Source organism: Mycobacterium sp. SMC-16 (assembly GCF_046250085.1).
Taxonomy (GTDB): Bacteria; Actinomycetota; Actinomycetes; order Mycobacteriales; family Mycobacteriaceae; genus Mycobacterium; species Mycobacterium phocaicum.
Map to the genome: position 1 here is coordinate 2,203,864 of NZ_CP176427.1, position 17,517 is coordinate 2,221,380.

14 protein-coding genes are annotated in these 17,517 nt (G+C 64.0%); 7 read left to right on the forward strand and 7 right to left on the reverse strand.

The window, feature by feature from the left end; all coding sequences use genetic code 11:
• Position 1 precedes the first annotated feature (1 nt).
• Positions 2–814: a TIGR03084 family metal-binding protein gene (locus tag ACJEIK_RS10650; RefSeq protein WP_048469535.1), complete on the forward strand. Its 813-nt coding sequence runs from the start codon at positions 2–4 to the stop codon at positions 812–814.
• Positions 811–2,535, forward strand: coding sequence for an acyclic terpene utilization AtuA family protein (locus ACJEIK_RS10655; RefSeq protein ID WP_186272283.1), 1,725 nt, complete (start codon positions 811–813; stop codon positions 2,533–2,535). Before ACJEIK_RS10650 ends, ACJEIK_RS10655 begins: the two co-directional genes overlap by 4 nt.
• Here ACJEIK_RS10655 and ACJEIK_RS10660 read toward each other — a convergent pair.
• The 6 genes from ACJEIK_RS10660 to ACJEIK_RS10685 all read right to left on the reverse strand — a co-directional run bounded on the left by ACJEIK_RS10660 (position 2,532) and on the right by ACJEIK_RS10685 (position 10,790).
• A complete protein-coding gene (locus tag ACJEIK_RS10660; protein WP_011560588.1) occupies positions 2,532–3,125 on the reverse strand; it encodes a TetR/AcrR family transcriptional regulator in 594 nt (197 codons plus the stop codon). The genes ACJEIK_RS10655 and ACJEIK_RS10660 overlap by 4 nt on opposite strands.
• A 219-nt stretch (positions 3,126–3,344) precedes the next feature.
• Complete coding sequence (locus ACJEIK_RS10665; RefSeq protein ID WP_186272282.1) at positions 3,345–4,898, reverse strand: long-chain fatty acid--CoA ligase; 1,554 nt, start codon at positions 4,896–4,898, stop codon at positions 3,345–3,347.
• Between the two features lie 26 nt (positions 4,899–4,924).
• Positions 4,925–6,079 (reverse strand): acyl-CoA dehydrogenase family protein, encoded by a 1,155-nt coding sequence (locus ACJEIK_RS10670; protein ID WP_186272281.1) that lies wholly within the window; start codon positions 6,077–6,079, stop codon positions 4,925–4,927.
• A 56-nt stretch (positions 6,080–6,135) separates the two neighbouring features.
• A complete protein-coding gene (locus ACJEIK_RS10675) occupies positions 6,136–8,169 on the reverse strand; it encodes a biotin carboxylase N-terminal domain-containing protein (protein WP_174545962.1) in 2,034 nt (677 codons plus the stop codon).
• Between the two features lie 5 nt (positions 8,170–8,174).
• Complete coding sequence (locus ACJEIK_RS10680; protein ID WP_048469530.1) at positions 8,175–9,776, reverse strand: acyl-CoA carboxylase subunit beta; 1,602 nt, start codon at positions 9,774–9,776, stop codon at positions 8,175–8,177.
• A gap of 345 nt (positions 9,777–10,121) precedes the next feature.
• Positions 10,122–10,790, reverse strand: a complete 669-nt coding sequence (locus ACJEIK_RS10685) for a TetR/AcrR family transcriptional regulator (RefSeq protein ID WP_409431459.1) — start codon at positions 10,788–10,790, stop codon at positions 10,122–10,124.
• Positions 10,791–10,858: 68 nt separating this feature from the next.
• Between ACJEIK_RS10685 and ACJEIK_RS10690 the strand changes: the two genes are divergently transcribed.
• Complete coding sequence (locus ACJEIK_RS10690) at positions 10,859–11,728, forward strand: metal-dependent hydrolase (protein ID WP_014805699.1); 870 nt, start codon at positions 10,859–10,861, stop codon at positions 11,726–11,728.
• A 182-nt stretch (positions 11,729–11,910) separates the two neighbouring features.
• Here the strand turns inward: ACJEIK_RS10690 and ACJEIK_RS10695 are convergent, their stop codons facing one another.
• Positions 11,911–12,474, reverse strand: a complete 564-nt coding sequence (locus ACJEIK_RS10695) for a TetR/AcrR family transcriptional regulator (protein WP_048469528.1) — start codon at positions 12,472–12,474, stop codon at positions 11,911–11,913.
• A gap of 197 nt (positions 12,475–12,671) precedes the next feature.
• On the opposite strand from ACJEIK_RS10695, the gene ACJEIK_RS10700 reads away from it, so the two are divergent.
• The 4 genes from ACJEIK_RS10700 to ACJEIK_RS10715 are packed head-to-tail and all read left to right on the forward strand — an operon-like array spanning position 12,672 to position 17,514.
• The gene (locus tag ACJEIK_RS10700) at positions 12,672–13,526 is read left to right on the forward strand and encodes an SDR family NAD(P)-dependent oxidoreductase (RefSeq protein ID WP_014805697.1); all 855 of its coding nucleotides are present in this window, start codon (positions 12,672–12,674) and stop codon (positions 13,524–13,526) included.
• 12 nt (positions 13,527–13,538) lie between these two features.
• The gene (locus ACJEIK_RS10705; protein WP_014805696.1) at positions 13,539–14,462 is read left to right on the forward strand and encodes a hypothetical protein; all 924 of its coding nucleotides are present in this window, start codon (positions 13,539–13,541) and stop codon (positions 14,460–14,462) included.
• Positions 14,459–15,952 (forward strand): NAD(P)/FAD-dependent oxidoreductase, encoded by a 1,494-nt coding sequence (locus tag ACJEIK_RS10710; RefSeq protein ID WP_048469527.1) that lies wholly within the window; start codon positions 14,459–14,461, stop codon positions 15,950–15,952. The genes ACJEIK_RS10705 and ACJEIK_RS10710 overlap by 4 nt, the downstream gene beginning before the upstream one ends.
• A gap of 44 nt (positions 15,953–15,996) precedes the next feature.
• Positions 15,997–17,514, forward strand: coding sequence for a flavin-containing monooxygenase (locus ACJEIK_RS10715; protein WP_014805694.1), 1,518 nt, complete (start codon positions 15,997–15,999; stop codon positions 17,512–17,514).
• The last annotated feature ends 3 nt before the right edge of the window (positions 17,515–17,517 follow it).

The following is a 17,517-nucleotide window of genomic DNA, read 5'->3' on the forward strand; positions in this document are numbered from 1 at the left end:
CATGGCGGTGACCATGCAGTCGGTAATCGCCGACATCGAAGCCGAAACGGCCGCGTTGCGCGAACTCATCGCACCGCTGCCCGAAGGTCCGCGCGGCTGGGACGCACCGACTCCGGCCGTGGGCTGGGCGATCCGCGACCAGATCAGCCATCTGGCGTTCTTCGACGACGTGGCGGTGCGCTCGGCCACCGACCCCGACGGTTTCAGCAGCGACTACCTGCCGATGATGGCCGACGGAAGCATCTCACCCGACGTCATCGCTGAGCGCTACCGTCAAATGCCGGCTGCCGACCTGCTCGCGTGGTTCGACACGTCGCGTGCAGCCCTCGTTGCGGCGTTCGCGGACATGGCCCCGGCGACCCGCCTGCCGTGGTTCGGGCCGCCGATGAGCGCGGTCTCGTCGCTGACAGCGCGACTCATGGAGACCTGGGCGCACGGCCAGGACATCGTCGACGCGCTCGGCGCGACCCGCGAGGCCACGGCACGGCTGCGGCACGTGGCCCACATCGGGGTGGGTGCGCGCGCTTTCAGCTACCTGGCCAACGGTCGGGACCTCCCCGCGGACCCGGTACGCGTCGAGCTAGCCGCCCCGGACGGCAGCGTCTGGACGTGGGGGCCAGCCGACGCCGCCAACCGCGTGAGCGGGCCGGCGCTGGACTTTTGCCTGTTGGTGACCCAACGCCGCCACCGCGACGACACCGCTTTGGTCGCCGACGGACCGCTGGCCGACCAGTGGCTCGCGATCGCCCAGGCCTTCGCGGGGCCCCCTGGCGGCGGGCGCGTGGCGGGCCAGTTCGCAGGGGGTCAGCGGTGAGCGTCCCGGTTCGCATCGGCAACTGCTCCGGCTTTTACGGCGACCGCATCGCCGCAGCCCGCGAGATGGTCGAGGGCGGACCGATCGACGTCCTGTGCGGTGACTATCTGGCCGAGCTGACCATGCTCATCCTGGCCAAGGCCCAGGCCAAAGACCCGTCCGGCGGGTACGCGCGGACTTTCCTCACCCAAATGGAACAGGTGCTGGGCACCTGTCTCGATCGTGGCATCAAGGTCGTCGCGAACGCGGGCGGGCTGAATCCCGCCGGCTTGGCCGCCGCGTTACGCGAGCTGTCCGCACGTCTCGGCCTCACCGCGCGCGTCGCACACGTCGAGGGCGACGACCTACGTGGCGACCTCCACGCAATCACGCCGCCCGTCGGCGACATCAAACCGGTATCGGCCAACGCCTACCTCGGCGCCTGGGGCATCACCGAGGCGCTGCGTTCGGGCGCCGACGTCGTCGTGACCGGCCGGGTCACCGACGCATCCCTGGTCGTCGGTCCAGCTGCCTGGTGGCACAGCTGGGCGCCCGAGGACTGGGATCGGCTCGCGGGCGCGGTCGTCGCCGGGCACGTGATCGAGTGCGGCCCTCAGGCGACGGGCGGCAACTACGCGTTCCTCAACGAGATCACCGACCGCCGCTACCCGGGGTTTCCGATCGCCGAGGTCGCCGAGGACGGCTCTTCGGTGATCACGAAGCATCCCGGCACGGGGGGATTGGTCTCAGTCGGCACGGTCACCGCCCAGCTGCTCTACGAGATCGCTGAACCTGCCTACCTCGGCCCCGACGTCGTCGCCCACTTCGACACCATCCGGCTGGCTCAACAGGATGAGCACCGCGTCGCGATCAGCAACACTAAAGGCAGTCCGCCGCCGGACACGTTGAAGGTGGCGTTGAATGAGGTGGGCGGCTTCCGTAACACGATGACCATGGTGCTCACCGGCCTCGACATCGAGGCCAAGGCGGCCTTCGCCGAACAGCAGCTCTTCGACGTTCTCGGCGGACGCGACGCCTTCGACGAAGTCGACGTGAAACTGCTGCGCTTCGACGTCTCCGATGCCCCGACGAACGAGCAAGCCTGCGCGCACCTGCGTGTGACGGTCAAGGACGCCGACCCGCGCAAGGTGGGCCGAGCATTCTCCGGCGGGGTCATGGAGATCGCCCTGGCCGGTTTCGCCGGCTTCCACACCACCACGCCACCGTCCTCGGAGACCGCCTTCGGCGTCTACCGGCCGGCCCACGTGCCGCGCTCGGCCCTCACGCACGTACTCGTCGACGCCAACGGCACACGGCACGAAATCCCTGACCCGCCGACCGGTGCGGTCCCGCCGGCTGGGATCGCCCCGCCCGCGAACCTGCCGGTGCCGTCCGGGCCGACACGGCGCGCACCGCTCGGGTCGGTACTCGGCGCGCGGTCCGGAGACAAGGGCGGCAACGCCAACCTCGGCCTGTGGGCACGCGACGACCCTGGCTACGCGTGGGCGCGCGACTACCTCAGCGTCGAGCGGCTGCGCACACTGCTCGGGCCGGAGACGGCGCACCTGCCCATCGAGCGCTTCGAACTGCCGAACCTGCGCGCCCTCAACGTGGTCGTGCACGGCTTGCTCGGTGACGGGGTGGCCTCCTCGACCCGGCCGGACGCGCAGGCCAAGGGGCTCGGGGAATACGTGCGGTCCCGCATGGTGGACATTCCCCAGTCGCTGCTCGACACACACTAAATCCGGTGCGGGGCGCCGTCTACCTGCTGTGTAACCGCGCGGCTGAACAGCGCCGCAACGGCCGCGGCGGCCAGCATCGCCTCAATCGTCGCGTCGTCCAGCGACGCCGGCATGTACGCGGACGCGTTGAGCAATGACAGCACGGCGGCGACCAGGCCCTGTGCGCGCTCACGGTCCAGATCGCCCCGTGCTCGTACGAGCGCGTCGACCCAGAAGGACTCGTACCTGTGCTGTCGGCGTCGCAGGGCACGGGTCGCCAGCGGTGACAGCGAACGGTGCTCGCGGGCGTAGACGGCCAACAGGCCGCGTCGTCGCGCGCCGAAGGCCGCGTGTAGGTCGACAAGGGCGTGCAGGACCTCCGTCGGTGTGCCGGCATTGGTGGCGCGCCGGGCGCCGGCCAGCAGCTCAGTCATGGCGGCGTCGCATAACTCGCGCAGGATCGCGTCCTTGTTCTGAAAGTGCCGGTAGACGGCCGGCCCGCTCACCCCTGCTGCGGCACCGATGTCGTCGATGCCCACGGCGTGAAAGCCTTGCCGCGCGAACAGGTCGGCGGCGGCCTCGAGGAGCAGTTTGCGGCGCAAACCGGCCACTTTCAGGCCTCCTGTCGATTTGTGGTTACGTTGTTCGCCGTCCGATCCGCTGGGCCGGGCTGGGATCCTACCGGCGCTGGGGTTGCCTGCGTCGGCACCCGCCGCACCAAATCAAGGGAGGTGAACGAAACCGCTAGCCCCCGCCGATGCTGTCGCATCCTCTTCCCAGTTCATGATTTAGGGGCCCTGCTTCGAACCCGCGATGTGCAGCGGCACGACTCAGCGCAAAACGACTCCGCCCTCGATGCCCGTGAACTGCGCACGCAGCTCGGTCTTGAGCAGCTTGCCGGTGGCGTTGCGCGGCAGTTCGGCGACGAAGTGCACGTCACGCGGACACTTGAAGTGTGCCAGCCGCTCCCGGCACCACGCCACGATCTCCTCGGCGCTCGGTGCCTGTGTTGCCGGGTCGGCGACGACGACCGCGACGACGCGTTCGCCCCACTTCGCGTCCTTGCCGCCGATCACGGCGGCGTCGAGCACCGCCGGGTGGCGGAAGAGAACCTGCTCGACCTCGATCGGGTAGACGTTCTCGCCGCCGGAGATGATCATGTCCTTCTTGCGGTCGACGAGGGTGATGAAGCCCTCGGCGTCCATGCGCCCGAGGTCGCCCGTGTGGAACCAGCCCCCGCGTAACGCCTCGGCGCTCGCCTCGGCCTTCATCCAGTAGCCGGTGAACACATTCGGGCCGCGCACGATCAGTTCGCCCACGGTGTCGGTCGCGACGTCGCGGTCGTCGTCGTCGACGATGCGGGCGTCGACATGCATTGCGACGCGGCCGATCGACCCGGCCCGCGTGCTGACGTTCTCGGCGTCGAGGACGGTCACCAGGGGAGCGGTCTCGGTCATGCCGAAGCCCTCGGTGAAGGGCACGCCTCGCTCGCGCATGAAGTCGATGACGGTGAGGGGGACGGGCGACCCGCCGCCCATGGCGAAACGCAGCGCAGACAGGTTGAAGGAGTCGAAGTCGGGCACCTGTGTGAGAGCGGTCCACATGGCCGGCACCATGAACTGGACCGTGACGTGGTGGTCGGCCATCGCCTGTAACGTCGCTCGCGGCTCGAAGGACGGCATGATCACGCTGGTGCCGCCGACGTAGAGCAGCGGCAGTGTGTGTACTCCCAGCCCGCCGATGTGGAACATCGGCGCCACCGCGACGGTGACGTCCTCGCCCCGCAGACCGATGTCGGTGCCGAGGACGTTGATCGCGTTCCATAGCAGGTTGTCGTGGGTGAGGATCGCGCCCTTGGGTCGGCCCGTCGTCCCCGACGTGTACATGATGAACGCGGGGTCGCGGCCGTCGACGTCACCGTTGAGCGGTTCGAGCGCGGCGCCCGAGACGACGTCTTCGTAGCCGAGCTCACCCGGCGCCGGCACCCCACCGGCGCGCACGACATGGCGCACGCGGACTCCGGGCTCGGTGACGGCGCTCCTGGCCTGCGCGGCCAACGGCTCGTGGAAGACCAGAACATCGGCGCCTGAGTCGGCCAGGATGTAGCCGATCTCGGATCCGGCAAGGCGCACGTTGAGCGGCACTGCAAGTGCGCCGATTTTGGCGCAGCCCAGCAGCACCTCGATGAACTCGGTCGAATTGACCAGCAGCACCGCGACCCGATCGCCCCTGCGCACGCCGAGGGCGATGAGTGCGGCGGCGACCTGGTTGGTGCGCCGATCGAGGTCGGCGTAGGTGATGTGCGCGCCGTTGCTGATCAACGCGGTGCGCCCGCCGTTGAGGAAGGCGCGCCGGGTGACCCACTGACCGATGCCGAGTTGCATGCGATTCCCTTTCAGTCCGCGGCGACTCAGTAGGACGCGGGCAGTTTCAGGCTGTGCTGCGCCACGAAGTTGAGGATCATTTCGCGGCTGATCGGCGCGGTGCGCATGAGCCGGGCCGGACCCCACAACGTGGCGAGGCCGTACTCGGTGGCCATGCCGTTGCCGCCGTGGGTCTGAATCGCCTGGTCGAGCGCCAGGATGCCCGCCTCGGCTGCGGCATATTTCGCCATGTTCGACGCCTCACCCGACCCCGGATCGCCGGCGTCGTGCAGGGAGGCGGCACGCTGAGTCATCAACCGGGCCAGCTCAACCTGGATCTTGGCGTGGGCGAGCGGGTGCGATACGCCCTGGTGCGAGCCGATCGGAGCTCCCCACACGTGGCGGTTGCGGGCGTAATCGGCGGCTTTATCCAGCGCGTAGCGACCGATGCCGTTGCCGAGCGCCGCCCCCATGATTCGCTCCGGGTTCAGGCCCATGAAGACCTGGCGCAGGCCCTCGTTCTCCGTGCCGATCAGGTTGGCGGCCGGCACGCGGACGTCATCGAAGAATAGAGTGAACTGCTTCTCCGGAGTGACAGCCTGGACCGGGATGAGTGACTTGGTTAGCCCGGGGACATCGGTGGGCACGACGAGCAAGCTGAGCAGTCCGCGGCCACGGTCATTGGTAGACGTTCGGGTGACGACCAGGACCGCCTCGGCTTCGTCGACACCAGAAATGTAGTACTTGGTGCCGTTGATGACCCAGTCGTCACCGTCGCGTTTGGCGGTCGTGGAGATGTTATGCGAGTTCGAGCCCGCGTCCGGCTCGGTGATCGCGAAGGCCATGATCGTCTCGCCGCTGGCGATGCCCGGCAGCCACTGCTGCTTGAGTTCCTCACTGCCGAATGCCTGGATGATCGTGCCGCAGATGGTCGGCGAGACGACTGTCATCAGCAGCGGGCAGCCCGCTGCGGCGAGCTCCTCGCCGACGATCTGCATGTCGTAGATGCCGCCGCCGCCGCCGCCGTACTGCTCGGAAAGGTTCACCCCGAGGAAGCCCTGTTTGCCCACGGCCTGCCACAGCTCGGTGCTCTTCCCCCCGGCCAGCGATTTTTCCAGGTAGTACTCGTGTCCGAAGTCCTTGGCGATCTCGGCGACCGCCTTGCGCAGGTCCTGACGTTCCTCTGTCTCGTGCAATTCCATGACACTCCTCACATCGGTATCGACGCGCCACCGATCGGCAGAGCGCGCCGGGTTCATTAGAGCTCGGTGGCGTCCGACGCCACTTCACCGCCGTCCACCGCCTCGACCACGGCGAGTACATCACCGCTCGAGACCTGATGGCCGACCTGGACCGGCAGGGCGCTCAGCACCCCGTCGATCGGGCTCGCGACGGTGTGCTCCATCTTCATCGCCTCCAGGACGACAAGGGTTTGGCCCGCCGAGACCGTCTCGCCCTCGGCGACTGGCAGTCGGACCACCGAACCCGGCATCGGCGCGGTGAGCGACCCGGGCGGGTTCAGAGTGCTCGGGTCGACGAAGCGTGGCGCCAGCCGCAGGGCGGAGTAGCCGGCGACCGAGTCGAGGTGGGCAACATCGCCGTCGAGGACGACATCATAAGTGCGGCGCACCCCGTCGACGCGCAGCACCACCCGCTCGCTACTGCCCTCGACAACCTCGACGTCGGCCAACGGCTCGTCGTCGACCTGCAGGCAGGTCCCTGTCGAACCTAACGTGTACCCGACGCGCACTTCGCGCCCACCCTGGGTCTGCCAGGTTGTGGTCTGCGGCTGCGAAGGGTTGTTGCGCCAGCCGGCGGGCAACGTGGCCTGCAGAGTTGCGACGGCACGCCGCGCGGCCACCCCGGCCACGGTCGCCGCGACAGCGTGCAGGCGCTCGGACTGCGTGTCTGGGAGGGCAGCGCCGAGTTGGGCGACGTCGTGTCGGTCAAGGAAACCAGTGTCGGTGCCCCGCCCGGCGAACTCGTCATGGCGCAGGACGCGAACAAGCAGGTTGCGATTGGTCGTCACGCCGTGAATACGGGCGCCGGCCAGCGCCGCCGAGAGGCTGGCAAGTGCCTCGTCGCGCGTTGGTGCCCACGCGATGACCTTGGCCAGCAGCGAATCGTAGTAATGACTGATGACCGAACCGGCACGAAAACCCGAGTCAACCCGCACGCCGGCAAGCGCCGGGACATCCAAGGTGCGCAGGGTGCCGGTACAGGGCCGGTAGTCATCGGCCGGATCCTCGGCGCACAGACGGGCCTCGACCGCGTGACCGCGAATTCGCGGGTTGTGCATCTCCTCAGGCAGCGGGCGGCCCATGGCTACGAGCAGCTGGGCACGCACCAGGTCGAGGCCGGCGATCAGCTCGGTAACCGGGTGCTCGACCTGCAGCCGGGTGTTCATCTCTAGGAAGGCGAAGGAGTCGGCTTTGCCATCCTGAGCGGCGTCGTAGACGAACTCGACCGTCCCGGCGCCTACGTAGCCGACGGCGCGCGCGGCGGCGATGGCGGCGTCGCTCATCCGAGCACGCAACGCGTCGTCGACGACCGGTGACGGCGCCTCCTCGATCACCTTCTGGTGTCGACGCTGCACGGAGCACTCGCGCTCGAACAGAGACACGACGTTTCCGTGCGTGTCGGCCATGACCTGGATCTCGACATGGCGTGGGCGCTGGACGTAACGCTCGAGGAAGACGGTGCCGTCGGCGAACGCGGCGGCGGCCTCACGCGAAGCGGAGGTGACCGCTTCGTCGAGCTCGTCCGGCGACGCGACAACGCGCATGCCTCGGCCACCCCCGCCGGCGCTGGCCTTGACCATTACGGGGTAGCCGACGTCGGCGGCCAGCTTCGCCAGCTGCTCGGCCGACAGCCCCGTCGTGTCGCCACCGGGCAGCACAGGCACCCCCGCGTCGGACATCATCTTCTTGGCCTGCAGCTTCGAGCCCATCGCGTCGATCGCCCCGGGCGGCGGACCGATGAAGACGAGGTCGGCGGCGGCACAGGCACGCGCGAACCCGGCGTTCTCCGAAAGGAAGCCGTAGCCGGGGTGTACTGCGTCCGCGCCGGTGAGCGAGGCAGCGGCGATGATCCGGTGGATATCGAGGTAGGTCTCGGCGGCAGACGAGCCGGGAAGGTGCACGGCCTCGTCGGCGTCAGCGACGTGCCACGCGTCCGCGTCGGCGTCGGAATAGACCGCCACGGTGGCGATCCCGAGGTCGCGGCAAGTGCGGAACACCCGCCGCGCGATCTCGCCACGGTTGGCGACCAGGACCTTGCGGATCTCGGGCATCGCCATCACATCCGGAACACGCCGTAGCCACGCTGGCCACGGACCTCGCCGTTGTGGATCACCGACAGGCAGAACCCGAGAACGGTCCGCGTATCGCGGGGATCGATGATCCCGTCGTCGTAAAGGCGGCCGCTGTTGGCCAGTGCGACGGATTCGCGCTCGATCTGTTCCTCGACGGCGGCGCGCATCTGGGCGTCGGCCTCCTCGTCGAAGGGCAGCCCGCGGTCGGCGGCGGACTCGCGCGCCACGATGGACAGCACTCCGGCCAGTTGCGCCGGACCCATCACGGCCGACTTCGAGTTAGGCCAAGCGAATAGGAAACGCGGCGAGTACGACCGCCCGCACATGCCGTAGTTCCCGGCACCGTAGGACGCACCCATGGTGATGGTCACGTGCGGAACTGTGCTGTTGGACACGGCGTTGATCATCTTGGCGCCGTCCTTGATGATGCCGCCCTGCTCGTACTCGGCACCGACCATGAAACCAGTGGTGTTCTGCAGGAAGATGAGGGGGGTGTCGATCTGATTCGCCAGTTGGATGAACTGCGAACCCTTCTCGGCCTCCTCACTGAACAGGATGCCCCGTGCGTTTGCGAGGATGCCGACCGGGAAGCCGTGGATCGAGGCCCAGCCGGTGACGAGTGACGTGCCGTAGAGAGGTTTGAACTCGTCGAAGGCCGAGCCGTCGACCACTCGGGCGATGACGTCGCGGGGGTCGAAGGGCACCTTCGGATCGACCGACGCGATGCCGAGCAGCTGATCGGGGTCGTGCACCGGCGGGTGCGGCGGCGTGGTGGGTCCGGGGCCGCTCTTCCGCCAGTTGAGCCGCGCCATGATGCGACGGCCGATGCGGATCGCATCCTGCTCGTCCTCGGCCATGTAATCGGCCAGCCCCGAGGTGCGGGCGTGCATGTCGGCGCCGCCGAGCGACTCGTCATCGGAGACCTCGCCCGTGGCCATCTTGACCAGCGGCGGACCGCCGAGGAACACCTTGGAACGGTTGCGCACCATCACGACGTAGTCGCACATGCCCGGGACGTACGCACCTCCCGCGGTCGAGTTGCCGAAGACCAAGGCCAGTGTCGGCAGCCCCGCTGCGCTGTGCTGTGTCAAGTCGTGGAACAGCTGTCCGCCGGGCACGAAGATCTCTGCCTGCGTGGGCAGGTCGGCGCCGCCAGACTCGACGATGTTGATGATGGGCAGCCGGTTCTCCCGCGCGATGGCCATGCCGCGGAACACCTTGCGGAAGGTATAGGGGTTCGATGCGCCGCCGCGGACGGTGGGGTCGTGGGCGATGATCATCGACTCGATGCCCTCGACCACGCCGATGCCTACCACCACGCTACCGCCGACGGGGAACTTACTGCCCCAGGCGGCGAAGGGGCATAGTTCGAGGAACGCCGTGTCGGGGTCGAGCATCAGCTCGATGCGCTCGCGGACAAGCAGCTTGCCCCGCTTACGGTGGCGCGCAACGTATTTCGCGCCGCCGCCGCCGTTGACCAGCGCCAGTTGCTCCGCGATGGTGTCGAGTTGCGCGCTCAGTCCTTCGCGGTTCTTGAGATAGCCGGGCGCGGTGTCGTCGACCCGATCGGGCAGGACCTGTACCAAAGTTTTCCCTCCAAGCGACCATCGACGTCGATCTACTAGGCGCTGATGTTAGCCGCAATTAACATCAGGTGACAACGGTGCGGGGCGGGCGTCGGATTTGTTCCGCGCCGTGGTTCCGTCGGATGGCGAGGATCGAAGCGGTGCGTTTCGCTGCAGATCGAGCGATCGAAGGAATTGACTGGGGAGGGACGGCACACAGGGCCCGTGCGAGGTCGTATCGAGTTCCTCGTCCGGCGCGCGTGGAGTCTACGGTTCACGATCTCGGGTGAACACCCGCAGCGATTGTCAGTGTCGCGCCATGCCCTTCAGCCAATTGAGTAGTGCATAACGCCGGTCGGCCAGAATCTATTCCTCAGCTGCGGCCAGCCGCGGAGCGGCCTGATCAGGTGCCTGCCCGAGGGCATACAGCCCGAGACTGCCGAGAAAACCCGCACCGTGCTCGATAAGCATTTCAGTCGAGAGGTTCAGTTGTCCGTCTATCCAGCGACGGAGTATCTCGAACAGGCCCCCGACACCGTAGGTAGCGGCGAGATCTGCGACTTGAAGCACATCGCTGGGTATATCGAGGTGCAAACGGGCCTCTCTGAGGACCAGCTCCGCAAAATCGGTCATCAGTTCGCTTCGCAGTTGCCGAAGAAGGGGTTCTGCGCCCGACTCGACAAACAGTATGCGGGCCATGCTGGGATCGTTCTCGATCACCTGAACCAGGGCCTTGATCGGAGCGTAAGCGAGTTCTTGAGGCGCAACCGTGTCGTCCGGAATGGCGCTGGTTACCACCGCTTGGAAGGTGGCGGAGATCTTGGCAAATACCGCGTGCAACAGCGCGTCTCGGTCGCGAAACTGCTGGTAGAAGTACCGGCTCGTCACTCCTGACTTCGCACACACGGCGGTCACGGTGCACGCGGCAGCTCCGTGGGTGCCCATGATTGAGACTGCGGCATCAATCAACATCATCCGGCGCTGCGCATCGCGTTGAGCTGCGGACAGCCCGCCATAAACACGTGCTGGACTCATGTCCTACAGTCTGGCAGTCTTATCTGACAAGGTATAAAGTCAGATACAACTTCGAGGAAGGACCTCAAATGTCGGAAGATCAAGCCCCGACCAGGACCCGCGTGCTGCCAAAACCCAGGCGTGTTCGTTTTCCGATGCCGACCTCCACGAAGCGGCAACATTTTGTCGATGGCGACCTGGTGATGAGCCATTTCATCTCGGTGCTTTCTGCGACGTTCCCGGAAGGCGAGGATTTCTTCATCCGCTCGGTCAGGAACTTCCAGAGTTCCATCGAGGATCCCCAATTGGAGACAGCGGTCAAGGGTTTCATCGGACAAGAGGCCACACATCGACACCAGCATCGTCTCCTCAACGAGCGACTCCAGGTCATGGGGTATCCGACCGCGCGAATCGACCGTCATGTCGCACGCCTGATCAAGCGATTGGAACGGCGCTTTTCGCCGGAAATGCGGCTGTCCATGACGTCCGCGTTGGAGCACTACACCGCTACGCTGGCAGAAATCATTCTTACCAGCGAAGACGCCCAGAAGCTCATCGGACAGACAGAGGTTCGACCGATTCTGCTGTGGCATGCCTTCGAGGAGTCGGAGCACAAAGCGGTTGCCTTCGACGTCTATCGGCTCGTGGGAGGAACCGAGCGCACCCGTGTACGGGGCATGCGGATCGCTTCAGTAATTCTGTTCGGCGAACTCATTCTGCAGACTGCCCTGTCCATGGCCGCTGATAGAGCCTCGTATAACCCGGTCACGTTGGTGCGCAGTCTGTACCGCTTCAGTCGCACCCCGATGTTCACCGCCGATGCGCTGCGGCGATTCCGTTCCTACAACCGCCCGGGTTTCCATCCTGATGATTGGGACAGCGCCGCGGTCCTGGAGCGTTGGAGCAAAGAACTGTTCGACCAAGACGGTTCACAGAGAGTTATCGCTCAGCCGGGATAGCAAAGGTACGGAAGTTCGGCGACGCAGGAGCACCGTTCCTGCGTCGCTCCTTCCGAACAGGGTGTGACGCGCCGGCGACTCACGGATTCGGTGCTTGGTAGCCGGGCGAGACGGCGGTCGGACCCGCAAATGCGGTTCGCAGCGATCGCCACGGGGCTGGCTGGCCCTGTTGTGAGCCTCGATCAGTCGCTGACGACATAGCGTTGAGCCAGGGTTTCAGCAAGTCTGCTAGTGTGCGCGACCACTTCCTTCTCGGTCACCGCGAGCAAACCCGAGTGCCAGGCGGTGATGACTTCGACGAACCCCCCGACAGCGATCAGAGTGTCCATGCGAAGGGCTATCTCGTCGGCATCTTGTCGGAGGTGTGGCCGGCTTGCCTCAACGACTAACTGCGTTGCTTCCTGTAGCGCCACGGCGCGGCGGTCTTGCAGCGGTGAGCTACCTACGTGCTGAGCGAGGAGGATGTGTGCTCGGCCGGGATCGCGTGCGATCCGGTCGACCACGATGGTGATCGCTGCGGTGATTGTTTCGATCGGCGGCCGATTCGCACGCTCGTTGAAGAGCGCGGCGACCTCGCCGAGCATGTCGTTGCGGACGCCATCCCACGCGGCAACGAGCAGCTCATCGCGCGTCTTGAAGTCCTCGTAGAAGTATCGATCGTTGAGCCCTGTGCGGGCGCATACTCCGCGCATAGTGACCGCGGCCCAACCGCTCTCACTCCAAATCTCGGTTGCGGCCTCGATCAATTGCTGCCGTCGTTCTGCACGACGCTCGGCCCCGGTCCGACCACCCCAGCGCTTATTTCTCGACCGCACCTCTCCATCTTGACAAGGTGCTCGGTCCACGACAAAACTGGTGGCATGCGACACCAATGGTGGCTGGTGCCCCCAGATGAGAGTTCCCTCACAGCAGACGTCAATGTCGCGACCCGAAAGGCAGACGAATGAGATTGCTGCCATTCGGCGGCGCACCAGGCAGAACGCACCGAGCCGATGCAGTCGTTACGGGCGCAGGAAGCGGTATCGGCCGCGCATTCGCCGTTGAGCTTGCACGCCGAGGCGGACGCGTGGTGTGCGCTGACAGAGATCCCGTCACCGCAAAAGAGTCGGCAGAGTTGGTGAGGCAGGCTGGCGGCGAGGGCTTCGACATCGCATGCGACGTCACCGATCTTGAGCAGATCCGCAACCTCGCTGATGTGAGCGAAGACTGGTTCGGGAAGGCCGCGAGCCTCGTCATCAACAACGCCGGAATCGGTGCAGGCGGCAACCGCATCGGCGCGACGTCAATCGAGGACTGGAAAGCGGCGATTTCTGTCAACCTCTGGGGCGTGATCTACGGCTGCGAGACTTTTGTGCCTCGGCTCCGGAGCAATGGGCATGGCGGAGTCATCAATGTGGCGTCCGCAGCGAGCTTTGGCTCGGCCCCTCGGATGGCGGCTTACAACGTCAGCAAGGCCGGAGTGCTCGCTCTGTCGGAGACACTGGCGGCCGAACTGAGCGGTACTGACGTCAACGTCACAGTGCTTTGTCCCACCTTCGTGAAGACGAACATCGCCAATAATCCTCACATCGACGAGGCGGCTGCACGACTCGCGACCAACCTGATGAAATGGACCGGCATTTCGCCACAGCACGTTGCTCGAACGACGTTGAACGCGCACGATCGCGGACGAATTTATGTAGTACCCCAACTCGATGCCAAAGTCTTGTGGCAACTCAAGAGAGCCCTACCCGGTCCTTTTACACGCACGCTGGGCCTCGTGGAGCGCATGGCCTCAAGGAACGATTCAGCCGAGTAGAGGAGCAGGAAAATGGCTTTCGCATACAGCGACATGCTCGAGACAATCAAGAACAAGCAATGGGCTCTCGCCGATATCGATTGGGACGCCCCTGGCGCGGAACTGATCACCGATGAACAGCGTCCCACACTCAAGCAATTCATGTCCGACGTGGTGTGGATTGAGCATGTTGGAGCACGTGCCTTCGCCGCGATGGCTCCGAAGGCGCCATTCGAAGCGCTCGGAGACATTTACCGTTACTTTCACGCCGAGGAGCAGCGTCACGCCAATGCCGAACTTGCCCTGATGCGTCGCTGGGGCATGCTGGAGGAAGGCGAGAAACCGGTCCCGAACAAGAATATTCGGCTGGTGATCGAATGGTTGGACCGTTATGCCGAAGCCCTGCCCCTGACCGTCATCGGGGCCGCGATTCCGGCACTGGAGACTGCGCTCGATGGAGCGCTGCTGAAGTTTCTCCTCGATGAGGTTGACGACCCTGTGTGCGGGGAGGTGTTCAACAAGGTCAACAGCGACGAATCGCGGCATCTCGCGGTTGGCTTCCAGGTCTTGAATGACCTGGGCGCCAGCCCGATGCGAATCCACGCCATTCAAACTGCGGGTGCTCTGGTCGACCCGCGCATTCTCACCGGCGCGTTGCTGTATATCCCGCTCCTGACGCGTATGTTGATGAATCTCAACGCTATGGGTCTGTCCGAGGAGAAGTTATACAATGCAGTGACGCGGTATGCCAATGTCGGCGACCGGAGTGAGCATACGCGGAGGGTGCCCGGTTATCACATCTTGAAGGCGCACATGTCGTCTTCCATCAAGCGGTCCCAGCCTCTGCACTTCGTGTCTCAGCGCCTTGGCAATGCGATTGATGTTTTCCCTGTTCAGATTTTCGGTCGGCCGCCATCCTGGACGGACGAACTGACCTACGAACCGGTTGCCAAATGACAGGCACCACGACGACGTTGATCGTCGGCGCCGGGTTCGCAGGTATCGGTGCGGCGATCAGACTGCTTCAGGAGGGCACGGATGACTTCGTCATCCTGGAACGGTCAGATCGCGTTGGAGGCACCTGGCGAGACAATACTTATCCCGGTGCGGCCTGCGATATTCCCTCGCTTCTCTACTCCTACTCGTTCGAGCCGAATCCGGGCTGGACTCGTACCTACTCGGGGAGCGCTGAGATCCTCGAATATATCGACGAGATCGTCATTAAGTACGACCTTGCCCGGTTCATCCAGTTTGATACCGATGTAACCGCCTTGGAATTCGATGAGGGTGCCGGCATCTGGGTGGCCGACACGGCCGACGGAACGCGTTATCAAGCTCGTTCGGTCGTGATGGCCAGTGGACCACTTGCCGACGCGAGCTTTCCGGATATTCGAGGTATCGACTCGTACGAGGGAAAGAAAATCCACAGCGCTCGATGGGACCAGGGCTACGACCTCCGCGACAAGAGGGTTGCAGTCATCGGGACGGGCGCGAGCGCGGTGCAGATCATTCCTGAGCTCGTGAAGTCGGCTGCGTCGGTCAAAGTCTTCCAAAGAACGCCCGGCTGGGTATTGCCCAGGTTTAACTTCAAGCATCCGGCTTGGGCGCGCTCGACCTTTAAGCAATTGCCGGCGAGCGAACAGGCGCTCCGTGACGCTTGGTTCTGGGCACACGAAGTGATGGCAGTGGGTATGGTCTGGAACACCGCCGCGACATCGGCGATACAACTGATGGCGAAGGCTCATCTGCGTCGGCAGGTGAAAGATCCCTGGTTGAGACGTCAATTGACGCCCCATTTCAGAGCAGGTTGCAAACGTATGCTCATGACCAGCGATTATTATCCTGCGCTACAGTCGGATAACTGTAAGCTGATCAGTTGGCCGATCGCCACGTTGTCACCGAACGGTATTCGGACCGCTGACGGTGTGGAGCACGAGGTGGACTGTATGGTGTTTGCCACTGGCTTCGATGTGGCCAAACGTGGCACCCCGTTCCCGATCAGCGGCCTCGGTGGTCGGAAGCTCGGCGATGAATGGTTCTTGGGGCGATACGCCTTCAAGAGCGTGAGCGTGGCCGGGTATCCGAATTTGTTCTTCACTTTCGGACCGAATTCCGGGCCAGGCCACAATTCGGCGCTCGTATATATGGAGGCCGCAATTGACTATATAGTCAAGGCGATCAAGCTCCTTCAGCAAAATGACATCGGTACTTTGGATGTGAGGGAGGATCGCCAGGACCGCTATCACTCCGAAATTCAGCGCCGCCTTCGACGTACAACATGGAATTCTGGCTGCAGCAGCTGGTATTTGACCGAGGACGGCTACAACGGGACCATGTACCCAGGTTTCGCGACCCAGTTTATGAGAGAACTATCCCACTTGGATCCTCATGATTACGTGATAACCCGGCGCGACGATACACACCTCGAGCTGACGCAATCACTCTGAATACAAATTTGCAAGGCTGACCGTCAGAACGGTGAAATACAGCAATGGATCGCAAGTCCGACCGTAATTACGAGATAATCATCATAGGAGCTGGATTTTCCGGCATCGGGTCTGGCATTAGCTTGATGAAGGCGGGATTTACCGACTTCTTGATGGTTGACGACGCCGATGGCGTAGGTGGTACGTGGCACTGGAACACCTATCCCGGTATCGCGGTCGACATACCGTCGTACAGTTATCAATTCTCATACGAAATGCGGCCCTCTTGGTCGCGTACATACGCCCACGGCAACGAGCTCAAAGCCTATGCGGAGCAATGCGTTGAAAAGTACGAGCTTGGAGACCATATTCGTTTCAATACAACCATCACCGCAGCTTGCTTTGACGAAAATGCAACATTTTGGCGTCTGACGACCGCAAAAGGTGAGGAGATCACCGCACGCTTCGTGATCAATTGCTCCGGCGTTCTCAGTCGGCCGAAATGGCCTGAAATCAAGGGGGTGCGAGATTTCGCCGGCGTTACGCTCCACACGGCTAGATGGGACGATACCAAAGATCTCAGCGGGAAGAGGGTCGCAGTAATCGGTACCGGTGCGTCAGCCGTGCAACTGATACCCGAAATCGCAAGAAAAGCAGAGAGTCTGACGGTCTTTCAGCGAACTCCAATTTATTGTCTGCCCAAGCCAGACTTCCCAATACCGACGTGGGCTGGAAGGCTTCTACATTTCCTGCCGGGGGCACAATTGGCGACCCGGACCGCGAGCCAGGCGTTCGTAGAAATCACTTTCCCAATCGCCGCTCACTTTCATACGGTGATACCGTTCGCCGATGTCATGGAGAGCGCCGCAAAGCGGTACATGCGGCGTGAAGTCCATGACCCGACGACGAGAGAACAACTCATTCCGCGCTACTCGTTGGGCTGTAAACGACCCAGCTTCCACAATTCCTATCTCGCAACGTACAACCGGTCCAACGTTTCGCTCGAGACGAGCGGCATAACCCATATCGACCATGCATCCGTCCATACTCGAGACGGCAAAGCTCATCCCATTGACGTCTTGATCCTGGCCACCGGCTTCAAAGTGATGGAGTCGGGCAACATGCCAACGTACGTGTTGAAGGGACGCGGCGGGCTGGAGCAGGCTACATGGTGGGACGAGCATCGACTGCAGGCCTTCGAAGGGGTGAGCGTCCCGGGATTTCCGAATCATTTCAACATCTTCGGTCCCTACGGCTACAACGGCGCCTCGTACTTCACGCTCATCGAGGCGCAGAGTCGGCACATCGTCCGCTGTCTTCGTCGCGCGCGGGCACTGGGTGCGAGCCTCGTCGAGGTTAAGAAGGAGGCGAATGACCGTTACTTCGCCGAAGTGCTGAGTCGTCGTCACAGGCAGGTTTTCTGGCAGCCGAGCTGTTCCAATGCCAACAGCTACTACTTCGACAAGCACGGCGACGTTCCACTCCGTCCATCAACGACTCTGGAGACGTATTGGCGAAGCCGCACCTTTCGCCTCTCGGACTACCGATTCGAGAATCGGCCCGAGGAGGTGTGTCCCCGGTGACCA

Bases quoted from the DNA above. Each gene is read 5' to 3' on its own strand.
- ACJEIK_RS10685 (WP_409431459.1), bottom strand. From the start codon at position 10,790: ATGAGTCCAGCACGTGTTTATGGCGGGCTGTCCGCAGCTCAACGCGAT.
- ACJEIK_RS10710 (WP_048469527.1), top strand. From the start codon at position 14,459: ATGACAGGCACCACGACGACGTTGATCGTCGGCGCCGGGTTCGCAGGT.
- ACJEIK_RS10690 (WP_014805699.1), top strand. From the start codon at position 10,859: ATGTCGGAAGATCAAGCCCCGACCAGGACCCGCGTGCTGCCAAAACCC.
- ACJEIK_RS10700 (WP_014805697.1), top strand. From the start codon at position 12,672: ATGAGATTGCTGCCATTCGGCGGCGCACCAGGCAGAACGCACCGAGCC.
- ACJEIK_RS10665 (WP_186272282.1), bottom strand. From the start codon at position 4,898: ATGCAACTCGGCATCGGTCAGTGGGTCACCCGGCGCGCCTTCCTCAAC.
- ACJEIK_RS10650 (WP_048469535.1), top strand. From the start codon at position 2: ATGGCGGTGACCATGCAGTCGGTAATCGCCGACATCGAAGCCGAAACG.
- ACJEIK_RS10675 (WP_174545962.1), bottom strand. From the start codon at position 8,169: ATGCCCGAGATCCGCAAGGTCCTGGTCGCCAACCGTGGCGAGATCGCG.
- ACJEIK_RS10705 (WP_014805696.1), top strand. From the start codon at position 13,539: ATGGCTTTCGCATACAGCGACATGCTCGAGACAATCAAGAACAAGCAA.
- ACJEIK_RS10670 (WP_186272281.1), bottom strand. From the start codon at position 6,079: ATGGAATTGCACGAGACAGAGGAACGTCAGGACCTGCGCAAGGCGGTC.
- ACJEIK_RS10715 (WP_014805694.1), top strand. From the start codon at position 15,997: ATGGATCGCAAGTCCGACCGTAATTACGAGATAATCATCATAGGAGCT.